Annotated in this window: 17 protein-coding genes and 3 pseudogenes; 13 read left to right on the top strand and 7 right to left on the bottom strand. The window is 68.7% G+C overall.

What is annotated here, in order from left to right:
- Positions 1-7: 7 nt before the first annotated feature.
- Positions 8-2,543, bottom strand: a pseudogene (locus L6444_RS05460) (PE family protein).
- A gap of 146 nt (positions 2,544-2,689) precedes the next feature.
- Positions 2,690-5,299, bottom strand: a complete 2,610-nt coding sequence (locus L6444_RS05465) for a LuxR C-terminal-related transcriptional regulator (RefSeq protein ID WP_370653085.1) — start codon at positions 5,297-5,299, stop codon at positions 2,690-2,692.
- A gap of 254 nt (positions 5,300-5,553) precedes the next feature.
- Between L6444_RS05465 and L6444_RS30440 the strand changes: the two are divergent.
- The 5 genes and pseudogenes from L6444_RS30440 to tsaD form a co-directional block, all read left to right on the top strand.
- A pseudogene (locus L6444_RS30440) lies at positions 5,554-6,561 on the top strand (adenylate/guanylate cyclase domain-containing protein); the annotation flags it as partial.
- Between the two features lie 52 nt (positions 6,562-6,613).
- On the top strand, positions 6,614-8,569 hold the full coding sequence (locus tag L6444_RS30445; protein ID WP_459551944.1) for a hypothetical protein: 1,956 nt from the start codon (positions 6,614-6,616) through the stop codon (positions 8,567-8,569).
- Positions 8,566-9,192: a tRNA (adenosine(37)-N6)-threonylcarbamoyltransferase complex dimerization subunit type 1 TsaB gene (gene tsaB, locus L6444_RS05475; protein WP_236981233.1), complete on the top strand. Its 627-nt coding sequence runs from the start codon at positions 8,566-8,568 to the stop codon at positions 9,190-9,192. The genes L6444_RS30445 and tsaB overlap by 4 nt, the downstream gene beginning before the upstream one ends.
- Positions 9,189-9,644: a ribosomal protein S18-alanine N-acetyltransferase gene (gene rimI / locus L6444_RS05480; protein ID WP_236981234.1), complete on the top strand. Its 456-nt coding sequence runs from the start codon at positions 9,189-9,191 to the stop codon at positions 9,642-9,644. Before tsaB ends, rimI begins: the two co-directional genes overlap by 4 nt.
- Positions 9,645-10,670, top strand: a complete 1,026-nt coding sequence (gene tsaD, locus L6444_RS05485; protein WP_236981235.1) for a tRNA (adenosine(37)-N6)-threonylcarbamoyltransferase complex transferase subunit TsaD — start codon at positions 9,645-9,647, stop codon at positions 10,668-10,670.
- A gap of 4 nt (positions 10,671-10,674) precedes the next feature.
- Here the strand turns inward: tsaD and L6444_RS05490 are convergent, their stop codons facing one another.
- The gene (locus L6444_RS05490; RefSeq protein ID WP_236981236.1) at positions 10,675-11,289 is read right to left on the bottom strand and encodes a C39 family peptidase; all 615 of its coding nucleotides are present in this window, start codon (positions 11,287-11,289) and stop codon (positions 10,675-10,677) included.
- 403 nt (positions 11,290-11,692) lie between these two features.
- Between L6444_RS05490 and groES the strand changes: the two genes are divergently transcribed.
- On the top strand, positions 11,693-11,995 hold the full coding sequence (gene groES / locus L6444_RS05495; protein ID WP_036352908.1) for a co-chaperone GroES: 303 nt from the start codon (positions 11,693-11,695) through the stop codon (positions 11,993-11,995).
- A gap of 107 nt (positions 11,996-12,102) precedes the next feature.
- The gene (groL, locus tag L6444_RS05500; protein ID WP_236981237.1) at positions 12,103-13,719 is read left to right on the top strand and encodes a chaperonin GroEL; all 1,617 of its coding nucleotides are present in this window, start codon (positions 12,103-12,105) and stop codon (positions 13,717-13,719) included.
- Between the two features lie 124 nt (positions 13,720-13,843).
- Here the strand turns inward: groL and sfnG are convergent, their stop codons facing one another.
- The 3 genes from sfnG to L6444_RS05515 form a co-directional block, all read right to left on the bottom strand.
- Positions 13,844-14,995, bottom strand: a complete 1,152-nt coding sequence (gene sfnG, locus L6444_RS05505) for a dimethylsulfone monooxygenase SfnG (protein ID WP_236981238.1) — start codon at positions 14,993-14,995, stop codon at positions 13,844-13,846.
- A gap of 8 nt (positions 14,996-15,003) precedes the next feature.
- Positions 15,004-16,158: an acyl-CoA dehydrogenase family protein gene (locus L6444_RS05510; protein WP_236981239.1), complete on the bottom strand. Its 1,155-nt coding sequence runs from the start codon at positions 16,156-16,158 to the stop codon at positions 15,004-15,006.
- Between the two features lie 199 nt (positions 16,159-16,357).
- Positions 16,358-16,660, bottom strand: coding sequence for a hypothetical protein (locus L6444_RS05515; protein WP_236981240.1), 303 nt, complete (start codon positions 16,658-16,660; stop codon positions 16,358-16,360).
- 39 nt (positions 16,661-16,699) lie between these two features.
- Here L6444_RS05515 and L6444_RS05520 point away from each other — a divergent pair, with 39 nt between their 5' ends.
- On the top strand, positions 16,700-17,068 hold the full coding sequence (locus L6444_RS05520) for a SpoIIAA family protein (protein ID WP_236981241.1): 369 nt from the start codon (positions 16,700-16,702) through the stop codon (positions 17,066-17,068).
- A gap of 15 nt (positions 17,069-17,083) precedes the next feature.
- On the opposite strand, the gene L6444_RS05525 is transcribed toward L6444_RS05520, so the two are convergent.
- Positions 17,084-17,650, bottom strand: a complete 567-nt coding sequence (locus tag L6444_RS05525; RefSeq protein WP_236983845.1) for a TetR/AcrR family transcriptional regulator — start codon at positions 17,648-17,650, stop codon at positions 17,084-17,086.
- A gap of 141 nt (positions 17,651-17,791) precedes the next feature.
- On the opposite strand from L6444_RS05525, the gene L6444_RS05530 reads away from it, so the two are divergent.
- The 5 genes and pseudogenes from L6444_RS05530 (at position 17,792) to L6444_RS05550 (ending at position 21,910) form a co-directional block, all read left to right on the top strand.
- On the top strand, positions 17,792-18,736 hold the full coding sequence (locus tag L6444_RS05530; RefSeq protein WP_236981242.1) for an oxygenase MpaB family protein: 945 nt from the start codon (positions 17,792-17,794) through the stop codon (positions 18,734-18,736).
- 155 nt (positions 18,737-18,891) lie between these two features.
- Positions 18,892-19,254, top strand: coding sequence for a YciI family protein (locus tag L6444_RS05535; RefSeq protein ID WP_236981243.1), 363 nt, complete (start codon positions 18,892-18,894; stop codon positions 19,252-19,254).
- Positions 19,255-19,264: 10 nt separating this feature from the next.
- Positions 19,265-20,482, top strand: a complete 1,218-nt coding sequence (locus L6444_RS05540) for an RNA polymerase sigma factor (RefSeq protein WP_236981244.1) — start codon at positions 19,265-19,267, stop codon at positions 20,480-20,482.
- A 53-nt stretch (positions 20,483-20,535) separates the two neighbouring features.
- A pseudogene (locus tag L6444_RS05545) lies at positions 20,536-20,895 on the top strand (PIN domain-containing protein); the annotation flags it as partial.
- Between the two features lie 7 nt (positions 20,896-20,902).
- Positions 20,903-21,910 carry an alpha/beta hydrolase gene (locus L6444_RS05550; RefSeq protein WP_236981246.1) on the top strand — a complete coding sequence of 336 codons (1,008 nt, stop codon included), beginning with the start codon at positions 20,903-20,905 and terminating at the stop codon, positions 21,908-21,910.
- Positions 21,911-21,913 lie beyond the last annotated feature (3 nt).

Below are 21,913 nucleotides of genomic sequence, written 5' to 3' on the forward strand. Positions count from 1 at the left end.
TCGGTCCCTATGTCATCCCGTTGTTCCCGGAGATGCCGAGCAGCAGGCCGCCGGTGCCGCCCGCGCCGGGTGTGCCGGGGTTGCCGCCGGGAGCGGTGCCCAGACCGGCGTTGCCGCCGTTGCCGCCGGCCCCCAACAGCACATCGTTGCCGCCGTTGCCGCCGTTGCCCCTGTTCGACAGGCCGTTGCCGCCGGCACCTCCGGCCCCGCCGGTGCCCAGGAACAGAACGCCGGACTGGCCGCCCGTCCCGCCGTTCCCTTGATACTCGCCGTTGCCACCATCGCCGCCGGACCCGCCGGGCCCCAACAGCACGCCGGCATTGCCGGCCCCGCCCGCCCCCCGCCCCCCCCCGCTGGCCCCGCCGGCGCCGCCCGCGCCGCCGCCGTTGGCGATCAGGACCGCACTGCCACCGGCCCCGCCGTGGCCGCCAGTGGTCGCGCCGAACCCGCCGGCCCCGCCGGCCCCGCCGGCACCTTGCAGCAGGCCCGCATTGCCGCCGGCTCCGCCGGCTCCGCCGTAACCCGTCGCGGCGACGCTGAGCGCGCCGTCCCCCGGCGCCGCCATTACCGGAGAGCAGACCAGCATTGCCGCCGGCGCCACCGGCACCCCCGCTGATTCCGCCGAATCCGCCGGCCCCGCCGTGCCGCCGCCGGCGCCGATCAGGCCTCCGGTGCCGCCGGCGCCGCCCATACCCCCGTCCCGCCGGCAAGAGCAACGCCGCCGCCCCGCCGGCGCCGCCGGCACCAAACAACCCGCCGGTTCCCCCGGGCCCGCCGGCGCCGGCGATCCCGCCGGCACTCTCAGTGAATCCACCTGCGCCGCCGGCCCCGCCGTTGCCGGACAGCAACCCGCCGGCCCCCGGCCCCGCCGGCCGCGCCGTTGCCGGGAAATGCGCTACCACCGGCCCCGCCCGCACCGCCGGCGCCCAGCAGTCCGGCTGCCCCGCCGGCGCCGCCCGCCTGGTTCGACACACCGGAGCCGCCGGCACCGCCGTCGCCCATCAGCCATCCGCCCGCCGCGCCCTCGAGTCCGGTGCCCGGGAGTGCGTTGCTGCCGTTACCGATCAACGGACGCCCGGTGAGGGCGTCGACGGGGACATTCACGATGTCGAACACCGGCTGCAGCGGTGACGCGGTGCCGTTGTGGCCGGTGTCCCCGATGCCGGCGCCGAACCCGCCGTTGCCTCCGTTGCCGGCGGTGCCGATCAAAGCGGCAGCGCCGCCGCTGCCGCCGGTAGCACCGGTTGCAAACCGGCTCTCACCTCCGGCGCCGCCGGCGCCGCCGTCGCCTAGCAAGAGTCCCGCGTGGCCACCGGCCCCGCCGGCCCCGCCGGCCTCGACGCCTAATCCGCCTGCTCCGCCGGCGCCGCCATAGCCGAACAGGACGGCGTTGCCGCCGATCCCGCCGGACCCGCCGCCTGCGGGGCCGTTGCTGCGAGCTGCCGCCGGCCCGCCCGCTCCGCCGCTGCCGAACAGGCCGGCGTTGCCGCCGGCTCCGCCGCTGCCGCCGCTAGCTGTCGTGCTCGCACCGAATCCACCCGCACCGCCGGCCCCGCCGGTGCCCGCGAGCAGGCCCGCATTGCCACCAGCTCCGCCGGCGCCTCCCGCTGTCTCGCCGAATCCGCCGGTGCCGCCGTCCCCGCCCGGTCCGATCAACAGCCCGGCATTGCCCCCGCCCCGCCGGCACCCCCGATACCGCCACCGCCGAATCCGCCGGCTCCGCCGTTTCCGCCGCCCGCACCGAACAACCCGCTGAGCAATCCGCCGGTCCCGCCTGTCCCACCAGCCCCGCCGTTGCCCTGTAACGAGTACCCGCCGGCACCGCCGGCCCCCGGCGCTGAACAGCAGGCCTCCGTTGCCGCCGTGTCCGCCGACTCCGCCGGTGCCCATCCCGGAGCTGCCGCCGGCCCCACCGGCCCCGCCGTAACCCAACAATGGGTCGCCGGAATTGCCGCCGGCCCCGCCCGCCCCGCCGTTGCCAGTCAACGAACTGCCGCCGGTGCCACCGGGCCGCCGTAGCCGAGCAACCCGGACGCGCCGCCGTTGCCGCCGGCCTGGCCCGTGCCTGGCGCGCCGGAGCCGCCGGCGCCGCCGTTGCCCAGCAGCCAGCCGCCCGGGGCGCCATTTTGTCCCGTCCCCGGGGCCCCGTTGGCGCCGTTTCCGATCAGCGGGCGTCCGGTGAGTGCCAAGAAAGGCGCATTGATCAGTCCCAACAAGTCTGCTTCGACGCTCTGCGCCGGAGCCGCCGCCAACGCCGTCAAATTGGTTGCCTCGGCGCTGGCGTAGGAACTTGCGCTTGCTTGCAACGTCTGCACGAACAGGTCGTGAAATGTGGTTGCCTGTGCGCTGAGCGCCTGAAAGCCCTGACCGTGCGCGGAGAACAGCGCCGCGATCGCCGCCGACACCTCGTCCTCGGCGGCCGCCAGTACCGAGGTGGTCGAACCCGCCGCCGCCGCTCTGGCCTCGCTCAGCACGGAACTGATAGCCGCCAGATCGGTTGCCGCTGTTGAGACCAACTCGGGAGTCGCTATGAGATATGACATGGCGATCCACCCCTCATCCATCAGGCTCGGATGCCTGGTCGCGCTGAAGACCATGCGTGAGTGCGTAATTCAGCCTCACATTGATTGAAGCGGCGGTCAGCAGTAGAGGTATACGTAAAATGGGGGCGAGCAGCGCAACTGGATACTTAACGTGGTCGGGGCAGCAGGGCGGCCAGTTCGTCGCGGCTGGTGGTTCCGGTCTTCGACATCGCCCGGTAGATGTGGCTCTCGACGGTCCGTACCGAAAGACCCAGGCGCCCGGCAATTTCCCGGCTGGACAATCCCTTACCGATCAGCATCACGATCTGGCATTCGCGCTCGGTCAACGCCAGCGGTTCGACGGCCTGTCGAAGCGCCGCGGTGTTGGCGCCGCATCGCTGGGCCAGTGCCGCGGCGCGTGTCGAGCAACTCAGCACCGATCCTCGAAGGCCTTGCCGGCGGTAGGCCACGACGGCATGAGCGGCCGCGTCGAGAGCCGCGACCAGATCACCGAGCAGCTCGAATTCTTCAGACGCCGAAGCTAATTGGGCCGCATCGCCGGCGCACAGAGCTTCGGCGAACTGCGCGGCGACGCCGACCCGGGGCCCCTCGACGATTTGCTCCAGTTCCCGCAGCCGAGCAGCGCCGGAATGGTCACCCAACTGGGTGGCGGTTTGCCGGCACAGCACTTCGGCGGCGAATTGCCCTTGGGCGCAGGCTCTTTGGGCCGCGTCCAAGGCTATGCCAATTGCCGTGCCGATTGCGCCCTCGCCCGCGGCCAGGCAGGCTCGGGCCAGGCTGTGTTCGTAGTCCAGCGACCGAAAGGCACGGTGCACCTTGTCGAGTGCGGCAAGTACGGCGGCGGCCTCATCGGTACGCCCGCGCAGCGCCAGTGCGGTCGCGTGTGGGATGTGGTAGCGATACCCCCAGCCCGAAGCGTGGGTGCCGGACATTCCCTCCGCCGCCCGTTCCAGGAAATCACTTGCGGAACAAAGATCGCCTGCGGCCAGCGCGGCCCGGCCCGCCACGGCCGCGCCCAGCAGTTGAGCCACTCCCGGCAGGTCTGCCGCCTGCCGCTGCACACGTTCGGCCAGCGCGGTGGCATCGCCGACCCGCCCCGCCAACACCAGCGCGCTGAGGTGCGAATCGGCGATGTTGAATCGCATCTGCGGAGCGTCGAAAGAGCGTGTCGCAGTGCGGTATCCCGCTTCCGCGGTGTCCACCGCCGTGGCGACGCGTCCGGCGTCCGCGGCGATAGTCGACAGAGCCCACGCAATTTCCGCGCCGACGACGGCGGGCAGGTCGTCGAGCACAAGCTTCTTCGAGGCCCGCAACGCCGTCCGGGGGTGGTCGGTGGCGAACCAGTAAACCGTGCGGAAGGCGTCGATGTAGCTGTGGGATCGCGGTGGTGTGGTGCGCGAGGCATCGTCGATGATTTTCTTGGCGCGGGCGGGATCGCATAGCGCCCACAGCGCGTTGCTCGCGCGAAGGAACGCCAATCTCGCGCGGTCACCGTCGCTCAGCTGGCCGACGTCGATCTCAGTGAGCACCGCGTCTGCCTCCTCGCCTCGGCCGAGCCACGAAAGAGCATGCGCGCGAACAAAATTCGTTTCGGGCCCGGCTCCGAGGTGCAGGGCCGCCGTCGCGAGCCGATCGGCCAGGGGCAGATCTGCCAGCCAAACGGCGCCGTGGGCCGCCTTGACGAGCAGGTTCTCGTCGGGAGGGAGGTCGGAGTCCAGAGTCAGCGTCGCGCGCCGCACGACGACCTGGATGTCGTCACGCTGGTCGGATTCGGCGAGCGCGGCGGCGACCAGCCCGCGCAGCCGGCGCAACAGGGTGGGTGGCGCGCTGCTGCGGCGGACCTCCCCATAGAGCGGATGGGCCACCCGGACCTGCACACCGGCAGCGCCCGGCTCGAGCGTGATCAGACCGCGGGTGTCGGCTTCCTCGACCGCAGCCGGGTCGGTGAAGCTGCGCAGCGCCGCCAACTCGACAGGTTCGCCGACGGCAAGCGCGTCGATCACGTCGCCGACCGCGCCAGGAAGGTCTCCGATGCGGGATCCGATCAGCTCCACCAGGCCGGGCGGCAGCACCGGGTCGCCGACCCACTGCCAGTGGCCGTGTTGATCCACCAGCCGGCCGTCAGCGACCTCCTGCTCGACGATGTTCTGCAGATACAGGACGTTGCCGCGGGTGAGCCGCCACAGCCGCCCCGCGGCATCCGGGTCCACCGATCCGCCTAATGTCGCGGCCAGCAGTGTGGTCGTGGCACGCTGCGACAGCGGCTGCAGGTCAAGCCGCTCGAAGTGGCCGCCCTGCCAAATCTCCTGCACCGCTGCGGGAATGGGTTCGCCGTCGCGAACGGTGAGCAACGCTTTGGCCGTGCCGCGCTGGACGATCTGGTGCACCACGAAGATCGACAGATCATCGAGCAGATGGACGTCGTCGACGCACAGCACCACCGTTGCGGTATCGCTGGCCGCGGTGGTCAGCGAGTCGATCACCCCGCGGATCAATTGCATGGTGTCGGTGACACCGGACGGGGCCCACGTGGTGAAAGCGCCCAGCGGAATCGCCCGAGCCGAAGAGGTGCCGACCGTCCATCGGCCTTGGCATCCACGCGCTTCGGCAACGGCCAAGGCGTCGCGGGCAAGCCGGCTCTTACCCACACCCGCCGCCGCGTGCACGACGATCCCGGACGCATCCGGACCCGAGAGGGCGGCCTGGATGGCTGCCATCTCCTCCGAGCGGCCAACCAACGGCCACCGCAATCGCACCTGAAAAGCCTACGTCCGATCAGCGGAGGCGCCGACGCTCATCTGGCGTCGGCCAACGGTGACACGATAGAGCCGTGAACGACAGCAGTCTGCCGCGGGACATGACGCAAGCCGCCGTGACGTGCGCGTCGTGCGGATCAGACCTGCCGCCGCGCTCGAAGTACTGCAACAGGTGTGGGGTGGCGGTCGCGATCGCCTCGCCCCCGGCCGAGTACAAGCAGGTGACCGTGCTGTTCGCCGACGTCGTGCGCTGGATGGATATCGCGGGCGTCGTCGGACCGGAGCGGCTACGCGAAATCATGGCCGAACTCGCCGACCGTTGTGCGGCGGTGGTGCAGCGATACGGCAGCACTGTGGCCCAGTGGACCGGCGACGGGATCATGGCGGTGTTCGGGGCGCCGGTGGCTTTGGAAGACCACGCCATTCGAGCCTGTCGGGCCGCCCTGGACATCCAGCGGGAGGTCGAGCGGCTCGCCGTCAGCGTGCACGAGCGGGACGGAGTGAAATTGCAGCTGCGGGTGGGTGTGAACTCCGGTGAGGTGGTCGCCGGTGGGATCGGCGCAGGGCGGTTCGGCTATGCCGCCGTCGGTGAGCAGGTAGGTGTTGCGCAGCGGATGGAGTCGGTGGCCCCGCCGGGTGCGGTGATGCTGAGCGCGTCGACGGCGCGACTGGTGGCGGGCACGGCCTGGGTGGGCGAACTCGAACACGTTCGGATCAAGCGCGCCAGGCAGCCGGTGCCCGCCCACCAGCTGCTGGGCATCCGTGACGAGCCACTGGCCGCGCGGCGTACTGAGTCGAAACTGGTCGGCCGGCGCTCGGAGATGGCGCAGTTCGCGGCATTGTTGGACCGGGCCATCCACGGGACGGGCGCGGTCGTCGGCATAGTGGGGTCAGCGGGCATCGGCAAGAGCCGCCTGACGCGCGAGGTGAGCGCGGCGGCAGCGACCCGCGGGGTCGAGGTGTTCACCACCTGCTGCGACGCGCACGCGAGCGACATCCCGTTCTGGGTCGTGGCGCGGTTGCTGCGCACCGCCACCGGCATCAACGGCCTCGACGATGCGGCCGCCCGGACCCGAGTCCGGGCACTGGTACCCGACGCGGCCGCCGCGGATGTGCTGCTGTTGGAGGACTTGCTGGGCATCGCCGACCCGGAGGTGGGGCTGGCCAAGGTCGATCCGGATGCTCGGCGACGGCGGTTGACCGCGCTGGTCAATGCCGCGTCGCTGACCCGGCATACCCCCGCCGTCTTCGTCGTCGAAGACGTGCACTGGATCGACGGGGTCAGCGAGTCCCTGCTCGCCGACTTTTTTCGCGGTGATTCCCCAGACGCACTTGCTGGTGCTGGTCACCTACCGCCCCGAATATCGCGGCGTATTGAGCCGGCTCCCCGAGGCGCAGCACATCGCTCTGGCACCGCTGGGCGAGCCGGAGACCGCGGCACTGGTCAGGGATCAGCTGGGGCCGAGCCCGTCGGTCGACGAGATGGCCACCATGATTGCCGAGCGGGCCGCCGGCAACCCGTTTTTCGTCGAGGAGATGGTGCGCGATCTGGCCGAACGTGGTGTGCTGACCGGCACCCGCGGACGGTACGTCTGCCAGGTGGAGCACGCCGATGCGGGTGTGCCCGCGACCCTGCAGGCCACCATCGCCGCCCGCATCGACCGGCTGGGCCCAGCCGCCAAGCAGACGCTGAACGCCGCCGCGGTGATCGGCATGCGGTTCGATGCAGAGCAGTTGGCGTTGCTACCCGGCGAGACCGAGCTGGCGGAGTTGGTCGCAGCCGAGCTCGTCGACCAGGTGCGTTTCGCCCCGACCGTCGAATACGCCTTCCACCACCCGCTGATTCGGGCCGTGGCCTACCAGACGCAGCTGAAGTCCGACCGCGCCGAACTGCACCGCAGGCTGGCAACCGCGATCGCAGAACGCCACCCCGATTCGCTGGACGAGAACGCGGCGCTGATCGCCGGGCACTTCGAGGCCGCCGATGACCTGCCCGCCGCTTTCGGCTGGCTGATGCGCGCCGGAGCGTGGGCGCAATCCCGCGATATCCGGGCGGCTCGCACCAGCTGGTTGCGCGCGCGAGCGGTCGCCGACCGGTTGCCCGACGATGCCCCGGGCCGGGCGTCGATGCGCATCGCCCCGCGGACTCTGCTGTGCCTGAACACCGCTCGCGTCGCCGGCAGCGTCGCCGACACCGGCTTCGACGAACTGCGCGACCTCTGCCGCGCCGCCGGCGACACCACCTCGGAGGCGATCGGGATGGCCGGCTTGATGACGACCCTGATCTTCCACAACTGTTACCGGGAAGCGGCGCGGCTTGCGTCCGATTGCAGCCGGCTACTGGAGTCGATCGTCGATCCGCCGCTGGCGATCCTGACCTTCGCGAGCAATCCGATGTGGCAGGCCGGTCGGCCCGCCGAAGGTCTGCGCATGGCGCAGCGTGTCATCGACCTGGCCGGCGGCGACGCCACCAAGGGCGCTCTGGGCCCCATCGGGTCGCCGTTGGCGATGGCCATCCTGGTGCGTGGCTGCTGCCGATATTGCCTTGGCCTCGCGGGCTGGCGGGATGACCTCGACCAGGCGGTCGCGGTGGCCCGCGACGTCGAACCGGCGTTGCTGATCATCCCGGTGGTGTTCAAGTACCGCTTCGCCGTGCACGCGGGGGTGTTACTCCCCGACGCGGCGGCTGACCGGGACACCGCCGAAGCGATGAAGTGGGCCGAGCATTCCGGCGACGACTTCGTGGTGGATGGCGCCCGGGTGAGCCGGGGGCTTTTCCTGATCAATCAGGGGGGTTCGCAACGTGCGGCGGGGTTCGCGCTGCTTGCCCAGTTTCGGGAAGCCAACGTGCGGCATGGGTACGCGACGAAGGTGGTGCGAACCGTCGACACCGAGATTGCCAAGGAGAAAGCCCGAAACGGCGACGTCGAGGGCGCCATCGAGCTGGCACGCGCAGTCGTGGACTACACGTTCGACGCGGGCGACGCGCTGTCCCTCGGGGAGGCTGTCCGGGTCCTGGTGGAAGCGCTGCTGCAGCGCGGCACCAGCGCCGACGTCCAGGAGGCACAAGCCACGATCGAGCGGCTGGCGGCCGAGCCGACCGATCCGGGATTCGTTTTGTTCGAGGTCCCGCTGTTGCGCCTGCGGGCGCTGCTGGCGGCCGCGCACGGCGACGCCGAGGCGTACCGAGGCTTCCGGGATCGTTATCGTGACACGGCGAAAACGCTTGGCTTCGAAGGGCACATCGCGCTGGCCGAGATGATGCCATGACGATTCTGGCTCTGGACACCTCCACTCCCGCCGTCACTGCCGGGCTGGTGCGGATCGAGCACGCCGGCTTCCACGTCCTGGCCGAGCGGGTGACCGTCGACCCCCGCGCGCACGCCGAGCGGCTGACGCCGAATGTGGTTGCGGCACTTGCCGATACGGGACTGGCCATGAGCGACTTGGACGCCGTTGTAGTGGGTTGCGGTCCCGGCCCGTTCACCGGGCTGCGCGTTGGCATGGCCACCGCCGCCGCCTACGGGCACGCCCTGGGCGTCCCCGTGCACGGGGTGTGCAGCCTGGACGCCATCGGCGTGCTCACCACCGGCGAGACGCTGGTGGTCACCGACGCCCGCCGCCGCGAGGTTTACTGGGCGCGCTACCGCGACGGCGTCCGGACTAACGGGCCCGCGGTGGGTGCCGCGGCCGACGTCGACCCAGGGCCGTCGGTGGCAGTGGCCGGTTCCCCGGAGCACGCCGCACTGTTCGGACTGCCGGTCATCGAGCCGGTCTACCCGACACCGGCCGGGCTGGTGCGCGCGGTGGATGACTGGTCGGCGGAGCCGGCTCGGCTGGTACCGCTGTACCTGCGCCGTCCGGATGCCAAACCCCCGGCGGCGCGAGCATGACGGACGTCGTGCTGGGACCGTTGACCCGTGCGGACGCACGTCGCTGCGCCGAGCTGGAGGCGCTGCTGTTCGAGGGCGACGACCCCTGGCCGGCTGTGGCGTTCGAGCGGGAGCTGGCCAGCAAGACCAACCACTACGTCGCCGCGCGCAGCGGCGAGACGCTGGTCGGCTACGCCGGCATCACCCGGCTGGGCCGCGTGCCGCCCTTCGAGTACGAGGTGCACACCATCGGGGTGGACCCGGCGTTTCAGGGGCAGGGAATCGGCCGCAGGCTGCTTGACGAGCTGCTCGCCTTCGCCGAGGGCGGCGTGGTCTATCTGGAGGTCCGCACTGACAACGAGCCCGCGATCGGGTTGTATCGCAGTGTGGGGTTCGAACAGGTCGGGCTGCGCAAGCGGTACTACCGGGTCAGCGGCGCCGACGCCTACACCATGCGCAGGGAGGCTCTCTAGATGACGACGATCCTGGCCATCGAATCCTCCTGTGACGAAACAGGAGTCGGCATCGCGCGGCTGGGTCCCGACGGCACCGTGGAGTTGCTGGCCGACGAGGTCGCCTCCAGCGTCGACGAGCATGTGCGGTTCGGCGGGGTAGTGCCCGAGATCGCCTCCCGGGCGCATCTGGAGGCTCTCGGACCGGCGATGCGCCGCGCGCTCGAGACAGCCGGCTTGGCCAAGCCCGATATCGTCGCGGCGACGATAGGGCCCGGGCTGGCCGGCGCGCTGTTGGTGGGAGTTGCTGCGGCCAAGGCCTACTCGGCGGCCTGGGGGGTGCCGTTCTACGCCGTCAACCACCTGGGCGGGCACCTGGCCGCCGACGTCTACGAGCAGGGGCCGCTGCCCGAGTGCGTCGCGCTGCTGGTGTCCGGCGGGCACACCCACCTGCTGCACGTGCGGTCCCTGGGCGAGCCGATCGTCGAACTGGGCAGCACGGTCGACGACGCGGCCGGCGAGGCCTACGACAAGGTGGCGCGGCTGCTGGGCCTGGGCTATCCGGGGGGTCGGGTGCTCGACGAACTGGCCCGGACGGGTGACCGGGACGCCGTCGTATTTCCGCGCGGCATGACCGGACCGCGTGATGACCCCTATGCGTTCAGCTTCTCGGGCCTCAAGACGGCGGTCGCGCGATATGTCGAGTCCAATCCCGACTTTGTGGCCGCCGACGTAGCAGCCGGGTTCCAGGAGGCCGTCGCCGACGTGCTGACCCGCAAAGCGGTGCGTGCGGCGGGCGAGCTCGAAGTGTCGACGCTGCTGATCGCCGGGGGAGTGGCCGCCAACTCACGAGTTCGGGAACTGGCCACCGAGCGCTGCGCCGACGCCGGTTTGACGCTGCGGATCCCGCGGCCCCGGCTCTGTACCGACAACGGGGCGATGATCGCGGCGTTCGCGGCGCATCTGGTGGCTGCGGGGGCGCCGCCGTCGCCGCTGGATGCGCCCAGCGACCCGGGAATGCCCGTCTTGCTGGGCCAGATTCTGTGAGCGCTCAGATGCGGGGCGTCCGCGCGACCGTGCCGTAACCGGTTTGCTGGGTGACGATCAGCAGGTTGTCGCCGGTCGACCAGGCTCGGGTGAACGTGGTCATCGGGATCACCTCGTTGCGGCCGTTCGGAGTGCCGCTGTCGTTGAGGTGGACGACGTTTTTGGCGGTGTCCACCCCGGTGACGACGACGGCGTGGTCGGCTGCGGTGCGTTGCCCCTGACCGGCGGGATAGTTCCAAATGGTTTCGGCGTTGAGCGCCGCGATGACCTTGTGTCCGCCGGCCAGGTCGGCCTCGATGCCCTGCATCGTGTTGCCGGTCGTCAGCTGGGACTGGATGCCGTAGTGCTGCAGCAGCAGCACCATGTCCTGCGGTGACGTGCCGTCGAAGGAGTAGACACCGCCGCGGTGGGATTGGCTGGGAGTGAAGATGCCGCGCAATTCGATGCCGAGCTGACTTGGCTCGCGGCCGGTGAGCTGGCCGACCACGTCGGCCACAGCCATCAGGCCACAGTCTTGCTGGTGCTGGTAGCGCCAGTAGGCGGCGGCTGTTTGCGGGTCGCCGTACATCTGGCCGTTCGGATCGGCGTGGGCCGTCCCTGCGGCTCCGATGAATGCCACCAGGAGGGCCGCAGCGACAGCTGTGCCGAACTCGATACGCTTCGCGCGAAGGATTCCAGCGTGCACCTTCTTGATTATCCATCGTCGGCTGTGTGCACGATGTGAAGTTGAGTGCGCATCGAGTCGCCCTTCGCGCGCAGCTGGCGGGTGCTTTCGCCAACGGCGAACGACACCACCCGAAAGAAGCACCGGCCCGCCCTTGAGTGCTAGCACTCTCATGTATAGAGTGCTAGGTGGCAATCGGACAGCCCCTGTGCCGGCACCCGCGACGACGGCGCAAGGACAACGGACGAAGGCCGAATCACCTGGTAATTCGGACGGTTCGGGCACTCCCCGGACCGGCCGCCAACTCCGGTCGGGGCGCACGCCTCGGACCCGATTCAACTAGTGGAGGGCTCCAATCGTGGCGAAGGTGAACATCAAGCCACTCGAGGACAAGATTCTCGTACAGGCCAACGAGGCCGAGACCACGACCGCGTCCGGTCTGGTCATTCCTGACACCGCCAAGGAGAAGCCCCAGGAGGGCACCGTCGTCGCAGTCGGTCCCGGGCGTTGGGACGAGGACGGCGAGAAGCGGATTCCGCTCGACGTCTCCGAGGGTGACACCGTCATCTACAGCAAGTACGGCGGCACCGAAATCAAGTACGGCGGCGAGGAATACCTGATCCTGTCGGCACGCGACGTGCTGGCTGTCGTCAACAAGTAAGACACCGTGTCCGCCCCGGGGATCCCCGTGCTCAGGCACGGGCGGTTTCCGGGGCGGCATGCGTTGGGACGCAAGGCTGAAGACCAATGTGCCCGGAAGGACCCTGAATGAGCAAACTTATCGAGTTCGACGCGACCGCGCGTCGTGCCATGGAGGCGGGCGTGAACAAGCTCGCCGACGCGGTCAAGGTGACGCTGGGACCCGGCGGCCGGCACGTGGTGCTGGCCAAGGCGTTCGGCGGGCCGCAGGTGACCAACGACGGCGTCACCGTCGCCAGGGAGATCGACCTGGAAGACCCGTTCGAAAACCTGGGCGCCCAGCTGGTGAAGTCGGTGGCCACCAAGACCAACGACGTCGCCGGCGACGGCACCACCACCGCGACGGTGCTGGCCCAGGCGCTGGTCAAGGGCGGCCTGCGGCTGGTTGCCGCCGGCGCCAACCCGATCGCCCTGGGCTCGGGCATCAGCAAGGCCGCCGACGCGGTGTCCGAGGCGCTGCTGGCCGCGGCCACCCCGGTGTCGGGCAAGGACGCGATCGCTCAGGTGGCGACCGTGTCCTCGCGCGACGAGCAGATCGGCGAACTGGTCGGTGAGGCGATGACCAAGGTCGGCGCCGACGGTGTGGTCAGTGTCGAGGAATCGTCCACGCTGAACACCGAGCTGGAATTCACCGAGGGCGTCGGCTTCGACAAGGGCTTCCTGTCGGCGTACTTCGTCACCGACTTCGACGCCCAGGAGGCCGTGCTGGAAGACCCGCTGATCCTGTTGCACCAGGACAAGATCAGCTCGTTGCCCGACCTGCTGCCGCTGCTGGAGAAGGTGGCCGAGGCGGGTAAGCCGCTGTTGATCGTCGCCGAGGACGTCGAGGGTGAGGCGCTGGCCACGCTGGTGGTCAACTCCATCCGCAAGACGCTGAAGGCCGTGGCGGTCAAGGCGCCGTTCTTCGGCGACCGCCGCAAGGCGTTCCTGCAGGACCTGGCGATCGTGACCGGCGCCGAGGTGATCAACCCCGACACCGGGCTGGTGCTGCGTGAGGCGGGCCTCGACGTGCTGGGCACCGCCCGGCGGGTGGTGGTCAGCAAGGACGACACCATCATCGTCGACGGCGGCGGGTCCAAGGACGCGGTCGCCAACCGGGTCAAGCAACTGCGGGCCGAGATCGAGGCCAGCGACTCCGAGTGGGACCGGGAGAAGCTCAGCGAGCGGTTGGCCAAGCTGGCCGGCGGTGTGGCGGTCGTGAAGGTGGGGGCCGCCACCGAGACCGCGCTCAAGGAGCGCAAGGAAAGCGTCGAGGACGCGGTGGCGGCGGCCAAGGCCGCGGTCGAGGAAGGCATCGTCTCCGGCGGTGGCTCCGCGCTGATCCAGGCCCGGCACGTGCTGAAGTCGCTGCGCGAGGGGCTCAGCGGCGACGAGCAGTTGGGTGTCGACGTGTTCTCCGACGCGCTGGCCGCGCCGCTGTACTGGATTGCCACCAACGCCGGGCTCGACGGCGCGGTCGCGGTCAACAAGGTCAGCGAGCTGCCCACCGGGCACGGCCTCAACGCGGCCAGCCGCACCTACGGTGACCTGGCCGCCGACGGGATCGTCGACCCGGTCAAGGTGACCCGCTCGGCGGTGCTCAACGCCTCCTCGGTGGCGCGGATGGTGCTGACCACGGAAACGGCGGTCGTCGACAAGCCGGCCGAGGCCGCGGATGACCACGGCCATGGTCACCACCACCACTGAGTAAGCGCTCGCGAAAACACCCCCGGTCTCAGGGCCGGGGGTGTTTCGCGTATCGGGCACCTACAACATGACAAAAGCTTGTCGCTGAAGCTCTCAGCCAAGGCCGACGTCGGACGTGTGGCGGTCACGGTGACGCCGTAGCCACCGGCGCCGCCGGCACCGCGGCAGGGTCGAGGCCTGCAGCCACCTCCAATTCCCGGACGAGCGGCAACACCTTCTCGCCAAATGCCTCAAGTTCTTCCTGGAAGTGCAGGAATCCGGTCAGGATCAGGTCGACGCCCAGTTTGCGGTAGGCGACGATGCGTTCAGCGACTTGCTCGGCGGTGCCGATCAGCTGGGTACGGAAGCCATCGTTGTACTGCACCAGGTCCTCGAAACTCGAATCGGCCCACATGCCGCGGTGGTCGGCGGTGGCTGCGCCGGCTTGGCGCACCGCGTTCGCGAATCCCGCTACGGCGGTCACATCGGCTTTGGCGACGATCTCTCGTAGAACTTCGCGCGCTTCGGCCTCGGTGTCGCGCACGATGACGAACCCGTTGAGGCCGAATCGGGGAGCTTCGGAACGTCCTGCCAACGCCGCGATCTCGCGCAACTCCCCGATCTGCTCGGCCACGCCGTCAAAGTCCTTCCCATTGGAGAAATACCAATCGGCATAGCGCCCGCCGTTGCCACGGGCCGCGGTGGAGTTGCCGCCCTGAAAGATCTCCGGATGCAGTCGGCCGGGCAGCGAGACGGGCTTGGGCTGCATGCTGAAGTCGCGCAGCCGATAGAAATCGCCGGCCAGGTTGGCCCGATCCTGCGTCCACAGTGCCTTCAGAGCCTGTATGAATTCGGCGCTACGACGGTAGCGCTCGTCGTGTTCGAGCCACGGCTCACCCAGCCCGGTGAACTCGTGTTTGAACCAGCCGCTGACGATGTTGACGGCGACCCGACCACCCGAGAGGTGGTCGGCGGTGGCCGCCCACTTGGCCAGCACCCCGGGCTGCCACAGCCCCGGGTGTACCGCGGCGATCACCTTCAGTCGCCGGGTGGCCAGCAGCAGCGCCAAACTGAAACTGGTTGACTCGTGCTGGTATTCGGCACCATAGCTGGCGGTGTAGCGGACCTGGGTGAGGGCGTAGTCGAAGCCGGTGTTCTCAGCCAGCCGGGCCAGCTCGACGTTGTAGTCGTAACTCCAGTCGGTGCGTTGCTCGATGGTCGACGTCACCAGGCCGCCGCTGACGTTGGGCACCCAGTAGGCGAAGCGCAGCGGCGTGGTGGTCGGGTCGGTCGGCATGGGGGACCTCAGCGGTAGAGCGAGAACTCGGGCCGGCGGCGATTGACGACCCAGTCGCCCACCTCGCGCGCCTTATAGGCCACCGGGTCGTGCAGGGTGTGGGTGCGCAGGTTGCGCCAGTGCCGGTCGAACCCGTAACGACTGGACGTGGCGCGCGCACCCTGGATTTCGAACAACCTACTGACCGTTTCCAGCGACACCGTCGTGGTGAAATATTTGGCCTCGTAGACCGCCACCGCCGCCTCGGCCCGCTGGTCCTCGGTCAGCGCGGGGCCCACCGCCAACGCCGTCTGCAGCGCATCACCGGCCCGGTCGGTGAGCAGCGCCGCGGCGTGCACCTGGCTGGTCAGCTCGCCGACCGTACGCAGGATGTAGGGGTCGTCAGTGGCTTTGTCGACACCGGAAGATTCCCAGGGCGAGGCGTATCGGTGGGTCCAGTCCAGCGCCTCGGACAGCGCGCCCTCGGCGGTGCCGATATAGAAGTTGGCGAATGCCAACTGCCAATGCGGCGTGACCAGGGTCTGGTACGGGCTGGGCGTCGCGCCGACAAACGGTTCCTCGCCGAGGACTTCGTCGTGTTCAATGCGCGCATTATCGATGCGCACGCCGCCCGAGTCGGTCAGGCGCTGCCCGATGTTGTCCCAATCGTTGAGGAATGTGAAGCCCTGGCGGCCGCCTCGGACGTCCAGCGACAGGAATACCAGTTCGCCGTCCAATGCCGCGGTCACCGACAGCTGGTCTCCGGTGCTGGCGCCGCTGGCGAACGTCCGGTGCCCGTTGAGCCGGAACCCGTCACCGTCGCGAGTGAGCACGAGATCGGATCCGCCGCGCGGGTTTTGGATACCACCCCAGAACAGCTTCTCGGCCGCATTGCGGCGCGACAACGCGTCGGCCTGGACGGGCGTGCCGAACAGCCCGGCGATCCGAGTCTGCGCGTAGTGGTAGCCGATCAGGTGGGCGATCGAGGTGTCGCCGCGGGCGATGCGGCGGGTGACCTGGGCCGCTTGGGCGTAGGTGAAGCCGGATCCGCCGTACTCGATCGGTTCCTGCACCTGCAGCAGATCGTTGCTGCGCAGCAGTTCGATCTCGGCTCGCGGGGTGCCGTTGGCCCTGTCCCGCTCGGCGGCGGTCTCCCGTAGTTGGTCGGCCACACGATCAGCCACGGTAAGCACACCAGCGACGGTGGCCCCGTCAGCGGTATCGGTTGTTGCGGTGGCGGCGATAACGGACATCTGGCTCACTCCCGAGGTAGTCAAAACTTGTCTGTCATCGAGACGGGAAAACGGTAGCGCGGACCATCCCCGTCAGGCCTAACCGCGATAACCCACCCGTCAACTCCCGCACCCGATCTGACCACGCGATTTACCGCGTGCCGCAATTACTTACAATCTGATCGCAACTTGCCATGCCGGCATCTCGATCAGCTCGCCGGGTGACATAGCGGCGAGTTTCCCGTCGGCCATGGCGACTGAATGTCTCGCCAATCAACAAGGCGCCCAACAAATCTCCTTGCTCGTCGACATCGTCGGCGACCGCGGGCTCGGCGAATACCTCGCGGGCTGCCGCGAGGATCGCCGCATGCCCAACGGCCCGCGTCTTGATCCGGCGTGACCAAAGACCCTGCCCGTTGGTTACCTTGTCCCGCTGACGATCGGTCCACGCCACGCCGAGGATGGTGATCAGGTCACGAGTCGAGGAGCCGACATGATCGATTACCAATTGGACAAAGCCAATTCGATACTGCACGTTTCGCCCGAATCATCGCTCGACAAAAGCGATTTCGCCGAACTCGCTAAGGTCGTGGACCCCGAGATCGAGGCGGGCGGCGCATTGGCCGGCCTCATCATCGAGGCGAAGCACTTTCCGGGCTGGGACAGCTTCGGGGCACTGGTGAACCACATCCGATTCGTGCGCGACCATCACCGGCACGTCAAGAAGATCGCCATCGTCACCGACTCGCACATGGGCGATCTCGCTCAGCATCTGGGCTCGCACTTCGTCGCGGCGCAGATCCGCCACTTCGCCGGTGGTGAGTCCGAGCAGGCCACAAACTGGATCACCGGCGGCGAGTAATCCGCAACCGCGGGGCTAGTCTCGATTGCCGATGAGGAAGCCGGCGGAGGCGAGTTTCAGCCCGGTGCGCAGTTCGTCGAGGCTGATGGGATCGTCGGACTCGATATAGCGCAGGGTCGTCGCCACCGCCATGTTGAAGAACAACCACGCCAATGCGCTCGGACTCAGTTCGCTGCGGTACTGGCTGCGGTAGTGGTTCATGTGCAGGGTGGACATCGCCAGCAACGTGGCGTTGAGGCCCGAGATGTTGTCGAAGGTCCGGACGTGATCGGGCCGCTCGGCCAGGTAGCGAATCAACCGGCGGTTGGCGATCGTGACGTCGATGAGGATGTCGATCGATGCTTCCATCGCCGGTTCCGGCTGGTCGAGGGTGATCGCCCGGAGCCGGGCCTCGATGCCGGGCGCCTGATCGGCGGCGAGTTGCTCGATCGCGGCATCGATCATCTGTTCCTTGTTCGCGAAGTACTGATAGATCGACCCCTTGCTGATGTCTGCCTTCTCGGCGATCAGATTGGTGGTGAGCTGCTCGGGCGGGTACTCGTGCAGCAACGACACCGTGGCCAACACAATTTTTGCGACCATCTCGCGGGAACGGGCCTGCTGTGGTGCCTTGCGGCGGCCTGAACTGGGCTTTGTTGCGCTCACTGGGTACTCCTGACGCGACTTGAATGCGACCTGACGGTCATATTAGCGTCGGGTCATCAGTTCGACGGGAGGGAACCGATGACCGCCACCAACCTCGAAGTCCACCGGCAGGCCGAGGATTCCGGGGGAATCGAACTCGTGCCGCCGGATTCGCTGACCGCCGAACACACCGGACACTGGACATTCCTCATCCTCGAGGGCGCAGCATTCATGATGCAGGCGATGCACCCGGTGATCGCCGAGATCACCGGCCGCTACTCCGCGGCGTTCCACGGTGACCCGGGTGGACGTGCGATACGTTCCGTCGACTCGGTGCTGCGCTGGACCTACGGTGGAACCGAGGCCGCTGCCGAGGGTGACCGGGTCCGTGCGATGCACCAGCCGATCAAAATGAAAAGCGCCGAGACCGGAAAACAGATCAGCGCGCTGAACCCCGAGGCGTACCAATGGGTGATCGCCACCGGCTACATCGTCAACGCGCAGGCCGGCCGGTTGCTGATCGGCCGGGAATTCACCGAGGTCGAGAAGCAGGAGCTGCTGCGTGACAATCGCCGGCTGGCCCGGCTGCTGCACGTGCCGATGCGCGGATACCCCGAGTCGCAGCAGGAGATGGCCGACTACTTCGAAGCGATGCTGGACAAGCTGCAAGGCACGCCGCAGGCGCTGCAGTTGATGCACGACATGCAGACCCGCAAGGTCGAGCTGCCGCCGTCCTTCCCGAAACAGCTGGCCCCGCTGGCCCGGGCCGCGGTGCGGCCCTCGATCCGGCTCAACTACCTGTCCGTCGTCGGGCTCCTGGATCCGCGTCTTCGCGAAAAGCTCGGCGTCACCTGGAGCGCCAAGGAGGAACGCCAGCTGGTGCGGGCCTACACGGTGATCCGCACCGCCTACCGGGTGCTGCCAGACCGGCTGACCTACTTTCCGCTGGCATACCACGCACGCAAGCATCACCAGTGCCTGCAGAAGATGAAGCAGCGCCAGCAGAAATCGTTCGCCTACAACCTTCCGCCGCATTCCGGCTAGGCAGCGATCTGACCTGCGCCGTCCAGCGCGACGGCGTCTCGGCTACCGATTTCGATGAATTTTCCCGGCTGCCGGTGTCATAACGAGGACGTCGTCTTCGTAGATATCATGACGGGCAGCCATCCGGCGCGCCCGCGTAGCGCAGGGAGCAAGAGATGCCGCAGTACTTTCTGGCCGTCAACCACGACACCGCGGAGGCCGCCGCGATGGCCGAGATGACGCCCGAGCAGACGCAGCCGATTTTCGACGCCGTCGACGCGTTCAACGAGAAGCTGCAGACGGCCGGCGCCTGGGTGTTCGCCGGTGGTTTGATGCCTCGCGAGGTGACCACCGTGGTCGATAACACCGGCGACACACCCGTGATCACCGACGGCCCGTACACCGAATCCAAGGAATATCTCGGCGGGTTCTGGATCATTGAAGCCGCCGACCTCGATGCCGCGCTGGACTGGGCGAAACAAGGGTCCAAAGCCTGTCAGGGCCGCGTCGAGGTGCGGCCGTTCGGGGACGCCCCTTAGGGCAGGCAGGTTGGGCAAACACGTGGACGCGATCGAGCGGGTTTATCGCGACCAGTACGGACGGGTGATCGCCTCGTTGGTCCGTCGATTCGGCGACGTCGACGTCGCCGAGGAGGCGGCCAGCGAGGCGCTGCTGGTTGCTCTGCAACGGTGGCCGCGGGACGGGGTACCGCCGAACCCGGCCGGGTGGCTTATCACAGTCGCGGCCAACAAGGCGATCGACCTGATCCGCCGCGAATCACAGCGAACGTCAAAACATCTGGCAGCCAACATGATTCGCGATGAACCGGCGCACGAAGCCACGGGCGGCATAGCCGACGATCGGCTGCGGCTGATCTTCACCTGCTGTCACCCGGCGCTGGCGATCGAGGCACGGGTGGCGCTGACGCTGCGCCTGCTCGGCGGCCTTTCGGTCGCCGAGATTGCCGCGGCATTCCTGGTGTCGGAGACAACGATGGCGCAGCGGATCCACCGTGCCAAGAAAAAGATTGCCGCCGCGCGTATTCCGTACCGGGTACCCGCCGCCGAAGACCTGCCGGATCGGGTCGCCGGGGTGCTGGCGGTGATCTATCTGGTTTTCAACGAGGGATATCTGGCGACCTCCGGCGTGGCGGTGCGCGACGACCTCGCCACCGAGGCCATCCGGCTGGGCCGAATGCTGTGCGGGTTGCTGCCCGACTGTCCGGAGGCGACGGGCTTGCTCGCTCTGATGTTGCTCACGCAGGCTCGGCGGTCGAGCCGGATCGCCGACGGTGAGTTGGTGCCGCTGCCCGAACAGCATCGAGGTGCGTGGGATCGGGCACTTGTGTCCGAAGGGCACGCCCTGGTCCGCAACTGCCTGGCGATCAACCGTCCCGGTCGCTACCAATTGCTCGCCGCGGTCAACGCGGTACACACCGACGCGCCGAGCGCAGCTGACACCGACTGGTCCCAGATCGCCGCGCTGTACCGACAGCTGCTGGTGATCGACCCAGGACCGGTCGCTGAGCTCAACTACGCGGTCGCGATTGCCGAACTTGACGGGCCCGAGGTCGCCTTAGCGCGGGTCGAGAAGTTGCCGCGGGCAAACATGAAGCGCTATCACGCATTTCACGTCACCCGCGCCGAGCTGCTGCGGCGCCTCGGGCGGTCCAGCGAAGCGCGCGCCGCCTACGACGCAGCGTTGATGCTCGTCGACAACCCGGCCGAGAAGGCCTACCTCGTGCGCCGGCGCGCCCAGTTGGTGTGACTGCGGTAGAGCAACTTTGTAGTACATGATCGGCGTGGGCGAAGTGTCGGTGACTGGTGCAGTGGCTCGACGATCGCATTGAAATGCCTTGGATAACATCGGTTTTGGCGGAGATTGAGCTGCCCCGCGCGCTCCGCGTGGTGGCTCCCGACGGCCTTCCGGCGGTTCCCGCCGTGCTCGCCAGGGTGGACCGGTTCGACCTCGACCCCGTGATTCGTTCCACCGCTGCGTCCTACCCCGAGGCAAGCCTGTGCACGCTGGACGCGGTGCATCTGGCTACCGCTCAAGTCGCGTCGAGTGCCGCGCCGTTGGCCGCGCTCGTCACCTCCGACACTCGGCTCGGTCAGGCCGCCGCAGCTTTGGGAATCACGGTCGCCGCGCCCGGGGCGCGGCACCAGCCGCCCGTGCTTTAATCGGGCCGTGGTGCTCGTCGGCTCGTCGAAGCGATTCGCCGTCGTTGCCGCGGCAGGGGCGGCCACGCTGGCGGCCCGGCGATACGCGGCCGCGCGCCACAGCCTGGCCGAAGTGGCGCCCGAGCTCCGAAATCCGTTGCTGCCGTTCGTTCCTGGAATCGGGCATGCCTGGTCGCTGCCGTTGTTTCGCCGCGCTTCGCGAATACCCAGCCCCGCGGGACCGGGCGTGACGGTGACCGAACGCCGCGCCGGTGAGCCCTCCGTTCGGGTGCTGATCGTCACGCCCACCCATATCGCTGCGCCACGGCCCGCCGTGCTGTACATACACGGTGGCGGCTATGTCATGGGCTCGCCGGAGATGGAGGTCGGTTTCGCCGCGCGACTGGCCCGGGAACTCGGCGTGGTCACCGTCTCACCCGACTACCGGCTGGCGCCCGAACACCCATTTCCGGCCGGACTCGACGACTGCATGACCGTGTTGCGGTGGCTGCGTACCAACGCCGCCGAGTTGGGCATCGACCCGCAGCGATTGGCCGTGATGGGCGCCAGCGCGGGCGGTGGCCTGGCCGCCGCCGTCGCGCAGCGCAGCCACGACGAGGGAATCCCGCTGCGGGCGCAGGTGCTGGTGTACCCGATGCTCGACGACCGCAGCACGCTGCGCACCGATCACGCCGGGCGGGGCCGGTTCATGTGGACCCCGGAAGCGAATCGGTTCGGCTGGAGCTGCTATCTGGGCCGCCAACCGCGAATGTCGGACGCGCCGGAGTACGCGGCACCCGCGCGCCGGCAGGATCTGAGCGGGCTGCCGCCGGCTTGGGTCGGGGTGGGAGAACTCGACCTGTTCTACACCGAGGACGTCGACTACGCGCAGCGGCTGCAATCCAGCGGCGTCACCAGCACGCTTGTCACGATTCCCGGGATGTACCACGGGGCCGAACTATTTGCTCCGAAATCGGAGATGCTGAGGGCTTTTCACGCGAGCGCCCAGGCCCACCTGCGCACCCACCTGCTCTGATCG

This window comes from Mycobacterium kiyosense, assembly GCA_021654635.1.
Classification (GTDB): Bacteria; Actinomycetota; Actinomycetes; order Mycobacteriales; family Mycobacteriaceae; genus Mycobacterium; species Mycobacterium kiyosense.

Coding starts and splice junctions, on each gene's coding strand:
- L6444_RS05525 (WP_236983845.1), bottom strand. CDS start 17,650: ATGGTCGCAAAAATTGTGTTGGCCACGGTGTCGTTGCTGCACGAGTAC.
- L6444_RS05535 (WP_236981243.1), top strand. CDS start 18,892: ATGCCGCAGTACTTTCTGGCCGTCAACCACGACACCGCGGAGGCCGCC.
- sfnG (WP_236981238.1), bottom strand. CDS start 14,995: ATGCCGACCGACCCGACCACCACGCCGCTGCGCTTCGCCTACTGGGTG.
- tsaD (WP_236981235.1), top strand. CDS start 9,645: ATGACGACGATCCTGGCCATCGAATCCTCCTGTGACGAAACAGGAGTC.
- L6444_RS05530 (WP_236981242.1), top strand. CDS start 17,792: ATGACCGCCACCAACCTCGAAGTCCACCGGCAGGCCGAGGATTCCGGG.
- tsaB (WP_236981233.1), top strand. CDS start 8,566: ATGACGATTCTGGCTCTGGACACCTCCACTCCCGCCGTCACTGCCGGG.
- L6444_RS05520 (WP_236981241.1), top strand. CDS start 16,700: ATGATCGATTACCAATTGGACAAAGCCAATTCGATACTGCACGTTTCG.
- groL (WP_236981237.1), top strand. CDS start 12,103: ATGAGCAAACTTATCGAGTTCGACGCGACCGCGCGTCGTGCCATGGAG.
- rimI (WP_236981234.1), top strand. CDS start 9,189: ATGACGGACGTCGTGCTGGGACCGTTGACCCGTGCGGACGCACGTCGC.